Origin of the sequence: Streptomyces sp. NPDC059853, assembly GCF_042731495.1 — a bacterium.
GTDB lineage: Bacteria > Actinomycetota > Actinomycetes > Streptomycetales > Streptomycetaceae > Streptomyces.
In genome coordinates, this window is record NZ_JBHWJL010000244.1 from 1 (window position 1) to 8,103 (window position 8,103).

General features: G+C 71.8%; 7 protein-coding genes, 3 tRNA genes and 1 pseudogene. 3 read left to right on the forward strand and 8 right to left on the reverse strand.

The window, feature by feature from the left end:
* Positions 1-220 precede the first annotated feature (220 nt).
* From ACFV5N_RS21285 to ACFV5N_RS21315, 7 genes are all read right to left on the reverse strand, one after another.
* A complete protein-coding gene (locus ACFV5N_RS21285) occupies positions 221-1,543 on the reverse strand; it encodes a sensor histidine kinase (RefSeq protein WP_385602137.1) in 1,323 nt (440 codons plus the stop codon).
* Between the two features lie 51 nt (positions 1,544-1,594).
* Positions 1,595-2,470 (reverse strand): ABC transporter permease, encoded by an 876-nt coding sequence (locus tag ACFV5N_RS21290; RefSeq protein ID WP_385602140.1) that lies wholly within the window; start codon positions 2,468-2,470, stop codon positions 1,595-1,597.
* Positions 2,467-3,387, reverse strand: a complete 921-nt coding sequence (locus ACFV5N_RS21295) for an ABC transporter ATP-binding protein (RefSeq protein ID WP_385602143.1) — start codon at positions 3,385-3,387, stop codon at positions 2,467-2,469. The genes ACFV5N_RS21290 and ACFV5N_RS21295 overlap by 4 nt, the downstream gene beginning before the upstream one ends.
* 141 nt (positions 3,388-3,528) lie before the next feature.
* Positions 3,529-3,601, reverse strand: a tRNA-Gly gene (locus ACFV5N_RS21300).
* An 87-nt stretch (positions 3,602-3,688) separates the two neighbouring features.
* Positions 3,689-3,760: transfer RNA gene (locus ACFV5N_RS21305), tRNA-Gly, on the reverse strand.
* A 45-nt stretch (positions 3,761-3,805) separates the two neighbouring features.
* Positions 3,806-3,877 (reverse strand) — tRNA-Gly (locus ACFV5N_RS21310).
* Positions 3,878-3,977: 100 nt separating this feature from the next.
* The gene (locus ACFV5N_RS21315) at positions 3,978-4,295 is read right to left on the reverse strand and encodes an Lsr2 family protein (protein WP_019431950.1); all 318 of its coding nucleotides are present in this window, start codon (positions 4,293-4,295) and stop codon (positions 3,978-3,980) included.
* Positions 4,296-4,672: 377 nt separating this feature from the next.
* Here ACFV5N_RS21315 and purS point away from each other — a divergent pair, with 377 nt between their 5' ends.
* Genes purS through purL form a run of 3 tightly spaced genes read left to right on the forward strand, consistent with a single transcriptional unit; the run spans position 4,673 to position 7,868 of the window.
* Positions 4,673-4,939 carry a phosphoribosylformylglycinamidine synthase subunit PurS gene (purS, locus tag ACFV5N_RS21320; RefSeq protein WP_093842996.1) on the forward strand — a complete coding sequence of 89 codons (267 nt, stop codon included), beginning with the start codon at positions 4,673-4,675 and terminating at the stop codon, positions 4,937-4,939.
* On the forward strand, positions 4,936-5,616 hold the full coding sequence (purQ, locus tag ACFV5N_RS21325) for a phosphoribosylformylglycinamidine synthase subunit PurQ (protein ID WP_385602147.1): 681 nt from the start codon (positions 4,936-4,938) through the stop codon (positions 5,614-5,616). Before purS ends, purQ begins: the two co-directional genes overlap by 4 nt.
* The gene (gene purL / locus ACFV5N_RS21330; protein WP_385602150.1) at positions 5,613-7,868 is read left to right on the forward strand and encodes a phosphoribosylformylglycinamidine synthase subunit PurL; all 2,256 of its coding nucleotides are present in this window, start codon (positions 5,613-5,615) and stop codon (positions 7,866-7,868) included. The genes purQ and purL overlap by 4 nt, the downstream gene beginning before the upstream one ends.
* A 76-nt stretch (positions 7,869-7,944) precedes the next feature.
* On the opposite strand, the pseudogene ACFV5N_RS21335 reads toward purL, so the two are convergent.
* Positions 7,945-8,103 (reverse strand): annotated as a pseudogene (locus ACFV5N_RS21335) (sulfite exporter TauE/SafE family protein); the annotation flags it as partial.

Consider the following 8,103-nt stretch of genomic DNA (forward strand, 5'->3'; position numbering starts at 1 on the left):
TTTACGCAGATGTCGGCTACCCACATGTTCAACTGTCTCGTGGGCTCGCTTTTGGGTTTAAGCGACAGCCGGGGCACGGGGCCCGCCCGCGCACCGGCCGCCGGGGGCGACAGCGGCGCCCGCCCGCGGTCCCCGCGGCCGGATCCGCCCCGCCGCCGTCCGCCCGGACCGCACCGGGTATCCGCCCGACCGGCCCACCGGCCGGACCACCGCCGGGACATCACGCACTCACCCTCTCCGCCGTGTGCGACGGCGCCGCCACCACCGGCACCGTCGCGGTGATCCGGAACGAAACCCCCTCGCCCCCCGCACCCGTCCCGCCGCCGTGGCCGTCCCCGTACGCCCCGGCCGCCAGCGCCCCGCCCAGCACCGCGAGCCGGTCCCGCAGCCCCAGCAGACCGGTGCCCGCCGGTGCCCCGTCCTCGGCGCCCGCCGCCCGGGCCCGTACCCCGTCGTTCTCCATCTCCAGCACCGCCGTGATCCCGCCCCGCCCCGGCGGGCGCAGCCGGATCACGCACGCCGTCGCGTCCGCGTGCCGCAGCACGTTCGTGGTGCCCTCCCGCACCACCCACCCCAGCGCCGACTGCACCCCCACCGGCAGTCCGGTGCTGCCGCCGTCCTCGATCCGGCAGGCGATCCCCGCCGCCTCCAGCACCCCGCGCGCCCCGGCCAGCTCCGCCTGCAGATCCGCCTCCCGGTAGCCGCGCACCACCTCCCGCATCTCCTGCTGCGACTGGCGGGCGATCTGCTGCACCTCGGTCATCTGGTCCACCGCCGCCGGTGAGCCACGCCGCGCCAGCTGCGCGGCCAGCTCGCTCTTGAGCGCGATCACCGACAGATTCCGGCCCAGGACGTCGTGCATGTCCCGCCCGAACCGCAGCCGCTCCTCCGCGACCGCCAGCCGGGCCTCGGTCTCCCGGGCGGCGTCCAGCTTGTTCACCACACGCAGCGTCCAGGCCGTCACCCGGCAGGTGAAGGCCATCAGGACCACCAGGATCCCGGTCACCGCCGTCATCAGCAGCGTCATCCGGCCGGGCAGCCCGGCCAGCAGACCGCCGAGCGCCAGCACGGCCAGCAGCACGCCGAGCCCCGCCCACAGCTGCCGCAGCGACAGCAGCAGGGACGCGCCGCAGACGCCGAACGAGTACAGCGAGATCAGCACCGCCAGCGAGGCCTCCGGCGCCGTCCCGAACGCCACCGAGCCGATCACCCAGGCCGTGATCAGCAGCGCGAGCCCGCCCTGCGCGGCCAGCAGCCGCCCCGGCCAGGGCGGGGAGTCCTCGCCGCCCTGGTCCAGGTACCAGCGCAGTCCCAGCCGGGTGAGCTGGATGTTGGCCGCCACGAACAGCACGGTCAGCAGCCCCATCGCGGCGCCCGCCGGGAGCCCGTTGTAGGTGATCCACTGGGGCAGGTTCACCGGGATGGCGAGCGCCGAAAGCCCCGCGAACGAGTACAGCGTGTACTTCGTGTAGTGGTACACCCGCGCCCGCTGGGTGCTGCCGATGACCCGGTCCACCCAGCCCGGCGCCGCCGCCGTACTCATCCCGCCTCACACCCTTCTGTCCCGGGGTCCCTCTCCGGCTCCCTCAGGCCCTCACTGCCGCGCGTCCCAGCGGAACCACCGTCGTACAGCAAACACCGAGGCGACGGTCCAGGCCAGCGCCAGCAGCAGCGCCAGCCGCAGCTCGCCGCCGGACAGCCCGCCGAGCCAGCCGCCGCGCACCAGCTCGATCACCGGGGTCATCGGCAGCGCCCGGAAGACGTTCGCCATGCCGTCCGGGAACGCGTCCAGCGGCACGAAGAGCCCCGAGCCCAGCGCCGAGAGCATGAAGAACGGCAGGCTCGTGATCTGCGCGCTCTCCACGGTCTTGGTGAACGCCGCGGTCAGCGCCGCCAGCCCCACCATCATCACCACACCCAGCAGCACCCCGAGCACCAGCACCACCGGCTGCTCGGGCAGCCCCACCTCCAGCAGCAGCACCCCGGAGACCACCAGCACGGCGATCTGCCCCAGCGCCAGCACCACCGACGGCAGCGCCGTACCGGTCAGGATCTCGCCGTCCGTCAGCTCCCCGGTGCGCAGCCGCTTGAGCACCCGCTCCTCGCGCCGCGCCACGTAGGAGGTGATCGGGTTGAAGTACGCCACCAGCAGCAGCACGAACCCGATCCCGCCGGTGAGCACCATCTCCCCGATGCTCAGCGAGGTCTCCACCGCGTCCATGTTCCCCGCGGAGACATAGGAGACCAGCACCATGCCCACCGGCATGGCCAGCGCCATGAACAGGGCCGTGCGGTTGCGCAGGATCAGCGTCAGCTCCGCCCGCGCCAGCGCCGTCATCCGCCGCACCGACGCCTTGCTCGGCATCCCCAGCAGCAGCCGCCACGACCCCGGGCTCATCCCGGCGTGCCGCTCGCCCGTACCGTGCGGCACGCTCCCGTGCCGCCCGTCCTTCGTCGCCGTGCCGTTCACTGTCCCGCCACCTCCAGAAAGACTTCCTCCAGCGACGCCGAGCGGGCGTCCAGATCCGCCAGCTCGACCCCGGCGTCCCGCGCCCACACCAGCACCTCGGTCAGCGCCTGCTGGAGCGCGCGGGTACGGATCTCCACCCGCCGTCCGTCCGCCGCGGCCGGCACCGACAGCGGCAGCCGCTCGGGCCCCACCCCCTCCGGCAGCGTGAACCTGATGCGGGCCGGCTGCGCGTCCAGCACCTCGCCGGTGGTGCCCGAGACGACGATCCGCCCCTCGCGCATGATGGCCAGCCGGTCGGCCAGCGCCTCGGCCTCCTCCAGGTAGTGCGTGGTGAGCAGCACCGTGGTGCCCTCGTCGCGCAACTCGCTCACCAGCTGCCAGGTGCGCTGCCGCGCCTCCGGGTCGAGTCCGGTGGTGGGCTCGTCCAGGAACAGCAGCCCCGGGCGGCCCATCAACGCCAGCGCCAGATCGAGCCGGCGCCGCTCACCGCCGGACAGCTGCTTGACCCGGACGTCCGCCCGGCCCTCAAGACCCACCAGCTCCAGCGCCTCCGGCACCGGCCGCGCCCCCGTGATGCAGCCGGCCCACATCCGGGCCGTCTCCGCCACGGTCAGATCGGCGGGGAAACCGCCCTCCTGGAGCATCATCCCGATGTACGGGCGCACCCGGTCCCGCCGCCGGTAGGGGTCGTGCCCGAAGACCCGCACCTCGCCGCCGGTCGGCGGTGCGAGGCCCTCCAGCACCTCCACCGTGGAGGTCTTGCCCGCGCCGTTCGTGCCCAGCAGGGCGAACAGCTCCCCGCGCCGTACCTCGAAGTCCATTCCCCGTACGGCCTCGAAGCCGGCCGGGCCCTCGGGACCGTAGCGGCGGCGCAGTCCGCGCGCCTCGATCACTGTCGTCGTATCGCCGTTGACCATGCCTCAAGGCTTCCGCCCGGGCGGGCCGGATCCCATGGCCGACTGTCACGGATCGGCATGACGAATGTCAGATCGGCGGACCGGATGGAGAGGCCAACACGCCGAAGGGCCCGATCCGTTCGGATCGGGCCCTTCACTCTGAGCGGACGACGAGATTCGAACTCGCGACCCCAACCTTGGCAAGGTTGTGCTCTACCAACTGAGCTACGTCCGCCTGCTCGCCCCGCCCGGTTTCCCGTGCGGTGCGGCACCTACTGTACCCGATCCCCGGAGGGGTTCTGTACCGAGTACTGAGATGCGGAGCGGGTGACAGGGATTGCACACTGCGCCTCCCCCTTGGAAAGGGGGTGTTCTGCTACTGAACTACACCCGCGTGACCACCGGCTGGTGCGCACGGTGTACGCACCGGAGTGGATCGAGCGGGTGACAGGGATTGCACACTGCGCCTCCCTCTTGGAAAGAGGGTGTTCTACTACTGAACTACACCCGCGCATCCGCCTCGTTCGGGGCTTTTCCGGCCCCGCCCTTCGGCGTGATCCAGACTCTAGCCGATCACCTGGGGTCGTTGGCAAATCGGCCCAACGCCCGGATCAGTGAGCCTCGTTGAAGGCGTCGTACACCTTGCGCGGGATCCGCCCGCGAGCCGGTACGTCGAAGCCGTTGGACTCGGCCCAGGCCCGCACCGCGCGCGGGTCGGGGGCCACCGAGGTGTGGTGGAAGGCGCGGCCCGACTTGGCCTGCTTGCGGCCGGCCGTCACGTAGGGGGCGAGGGTGGCGCGCAGCTTCTCCGCGTTCTCCTCGCTGAGGTCGATCTCGTACGTCTTCCCGTCGAGCCCGAAAGCCACCGTTTCCGACGCTTCCCCGCCGTCGATGTCGTCGGAGAGAGTGACCACGACGCGCTGTGCCACGGATATCGGTCCTTTCGGCGGGTTCGCCCCGTCCTGACGGCGCCGGGTCCGGCTGAGCGGTGCGCCGCGGGGGCGTTCCCATGATCGGGAGCAAGGTGCTGTACGGCGGTGCCGTGTTCGTTATTTGTACAACGGGCGGCTTTTCCCCGTGAAGTGCGAAGACCCGCGTGCTGGCAATTCGGTCCCACGTGTTACCGCCGCAATGGGGACCTTACGGTTTTCCCGCCGCTTCTTGCAGGGGTTTCCGCCCCCGATACCTGAACGTGACCGATTCATGCCAGAGGCAGGGCCGGTCACCGGCTGGTCTACCCGTGTAGATTTGTCCGACAGGTACGCTGATGGCAGCAGCGTCAGCACCAATCCCACCGGGAGTACCAGTGGCCCGCGTCGTAGTCGACGTCATGCTCAAGCCGGAGATCCTCGACCCCCAGGGCCAGGCCGTGCAACGCGCGCTGCCCCGGCTGGGTTTCGACGGAATCTCCGATGTCCGCCAGGGCAAGCGTTTCGAGCTGGAGGTGGAGGGGCCCGTCGACGAGGCCGCCCTCGCCCGCATCCGCGAGCTTGCCGAGACCTTCCTCGCCAACACCGTGATCGAGGACTTCGACGTGCGCGTGGAAGAGACCGCGGAAGAGGTCGCGCCGTGAGCACCCGTGTGGGCGTCGTCACCTTCCCCGGCTCGCTGGACGACCGCGACGCCCAGCGCGCGGTCCGCCTCGCCGGCGCCGAGCCGGTCGCCCTGTGGCACCGTGACACCAGCCTCCACCAGGTGGACGCGGTGATTCTGCCGGGCGGCTTCAGTTACGGGGATTATCTGCGCTGCGGCGCGATCGCCCGTTTCTCCCCGGTGATGGAAACGATCATTGAGCAGGCCAGGGCCGGGCTTCCGGTGCTCGGGATCTGCAACGGCTTCCAGGTGCTGTGCGAATCGCATCTGCTGCCCGGCGCCCTCACCCGGAATGACCACCTGCATTTCATCTGCCGCGATCAGCGGCTGCGGGTCGAGAACGCCGGCACCGCCTGGACCGCCGACTACACCGCCGGCCAGGAGATCACCATCCCGCTGAAGAACGGCGAGGGCGGCTACGTCGCCGACGAGCGCACCCTCGACGAACTGGAGGCGGAGGGCCGGGTCGTCGTCCGCTACCTGGACCGCAACCCCAACGGCTCCCGCCGCGACATCGCCGGCATCACCAACGCCGCGGGCAATGTCGTCGGCCTGATGCCGCACCCCGAGCACGCCGTCGAGTCCCTCACCGGGCCCACCACCGACGGCCTCGGCTTCTTCACCTCAGTCCTCAAGAAGCTGGTCGCCGCCTCATGACCCTCGACACCGTCAAGCACGCCGCCGCCACCCCCGACACCGAGCTGCCCTGGGCCGAGCTGGGCCTCAAGCAGGACGAGTACGAGCGCATCCGCGCCATCCTCGGCCGCCGCCCCACCGGCGCCGAACTGGCCATGTACTCGGTGATGTGGTCCGAGCACTGCTCCTACAAGTCCAGCAAGGTCCACCTCAAGCAGTTCGGCGAGAAGGCCCCGGCCTCCGACGCGCTGCTGGTCGGCATCGGTGAGCAGGCGGGCGTCGTGGACGTCGGCCAGGGGTACGCGGTCACCTTCAAGGTCGAGTCGCACAACCACCCCTCCTACGTCGAGCCCTACCAGGGCGCGGCCACCGGCATCGGCGGCATCGTCCGCGACATCATCGCCATGGGCGCCCGCCCGGTCGCCGTCATGGACCCGCTGCGCTTCGGCGCCGCCGACCACCCCGACACCAAGCGGGTGCTGCCCGGCGTGGTGGCCGGCATCGGCGGCTACGGCAACTGCCTGGGCCTGCCCAACATCGGCGGCGAGGTCGTCTTCGACGACTGCTACCAGGGCAACCCGCTGGTCAACGCGCTGTGCGTGGGCGTCATGCGGCACGAGGACATCCACCTCGCCAAGGCGTCCGGCGCCGGCAACAAGGTCATCCTGTACGGCGCCCGCACCGGCGGCGACGGCATCGGCGGCGCCTCGATCCTGGCCTCGGAGACCTTCGAGGACGCGGACGGCAAGCCCGCCAAGCGGCCCGCCGTCCAGGTCGGCGACCCGTTCCAGGAGAAGCTGCTCATCGAGTCCACCCTGGAGCTGTTCGCCCAGGACCTGGTCGTCGGCATCCAGGACCTCGGCGCGGCCGGGCTGTCCTGCGCCACCTCCGAGCTGGCCTCCAACGGCTCCGGCGGCATGCGCGTCGAACTGGACACCGTGCCGCTGCGCGACTCCTCGCTCTCCCCCGAGGAGATCCTGATGAGCGAGTCGCAGGAGCGGATGTGCGCGGTCGTCGAGCCGGAGAAGGTCGAGCGCTTCCTGGCCGTCTGCGAGAAGTGGGACGTCATCGCCACCGTGATCGGTGAGGTCACCGACGGCGACCGGCTGGAGATCTTCTGGCACGGCGAGCAGATCGTGGACGTCCCCCCGCGCACCGTCGCGCACGAGGGCCCGCTGCTGAACCGCCCCTTCGCCCGCCCCGCGTGGCAGGACACCCTCCAGGCCGACGACGCGGGCGCCCTGCCGCGCCCGGCGACCGCGGAGGAACTGCGCGAGCAGGTGCTGCGGCTGGTGGCCTCGCCCAACCAGGCGTCCAAGGCGTGGATCACCGACCAGTACGACAAGTACGTCCTCGGCAACACGGTGCTGGCCCAGCCGGAGGACGGCGGGATGATCCGCATCGACGAGGAGACCAACCTCGGCGTCGCGATCGCCACCGACGGCAACGGCCGCTACGCCAAGCTCGACCCGTACGCGGGCGCGCAGCTGGCGTTCGCCGAGTCGTACCGCAATGTGGCCGCGACCGGCGCCAAGCCGCTGGCCGTGACCGACTGCCTGAACTTCGGCTCGCCGGAGGACCCGGCCGTGATGTGGCAGTTCGCCGAGGCCACCCGCGGTCTGGCGGACGCCTGCCAGGCGCTGGGCACCCCGGTGACCGGCGGCAATGTCTCGCTGTACAACCAGACCGGCGAGCAGGCCATCCACCCCACCCCCGTGGTGGGGGTGCTCGGCGTGATCGACGATGTGACGCGCCGCACCCCGCACGCCTTCCGGGAGGCCGGCCAGCTGGTCTACCTGCTCGGGGACACCCGGGAGGAGTTCGGCGGCTCGGCCTGGTCCCAGGTCATCCACAACCACCTCGGCGGGCTGCCGCCGCGGGTGGACCTGGAGCGCGAGCGGCTGCTGGCCGAGATCCTGATCAGCGCCTCGCGCGACGGCATGATCGACGCCGCGCACGACCTGTCGGACGGCGGGCTGATCCAGGCGGTGACGGAGTCGGCGGTGGCCGGCGGCGTCGGCGTCCGGCTGGTCGTCCCCGACGGTCTGGACACCTTCACCTTCCTCTTCTCCGAGTCGGCCGGCCGCGCGATCGTCGCGGTGCCGCGCAGCGAGGAGACCCGCTTCACCGACATGTGCGCGGCGCGCGGGCTGCCGGCCGCGCGGGTCGGGGTGATCGACGGCGAGGCCATCGAGGTGCAGGGCGCGTTCGGCATCCCGCTGGCGGAGCTGCGCGCGGCCCGCGAGGAGACGCTCCCGGCGCTGTTCGGCTGAGCCGCACCGGGTCATACGCGCGGGCCCCGTACCGGACCTCCGGTACGGGGCCCGCGCGCGTGCCGGGCGGCGGCGCTCAGCGCAGCACGAGCTGGACGATGGCGGCCGAGCCGACCACCACGATGCAGCCGCGCAGCACGGCCGGGCTCAGCCGCCGGCCGACCCGGGCGCCGAGCTGGCCGCCGAGCGCGGAGCCGACGGCGAGGAGGGCGACGGCCGTCCAGTGGTAGTCGGC

Bases quoted from the DNA above. Each gene is read 5' to 3' on its own strand.
- ACFV5N_RS21285 (WP_385602137.1), bottom strand. From the start codon at position 1,543: ATGAGTACGGCGGCGGCGCCGGGCTGGGTGGACCGGGTCATCGGCAGC.
- ACFV5N_RS21295 (WP_385602143.1), bottom strand. From the start codon at position 3,387: ATGGTCAACGGCGATACGACGACAGTGATCGAGGCGCGCGGACTGCGC.
- purL (WP_385602150.1), top strand. From the start codon at position 5,613: ATGACCCTCGACACCGTCAAGCACGCCGCCGCCACCCCCGACACCGAG.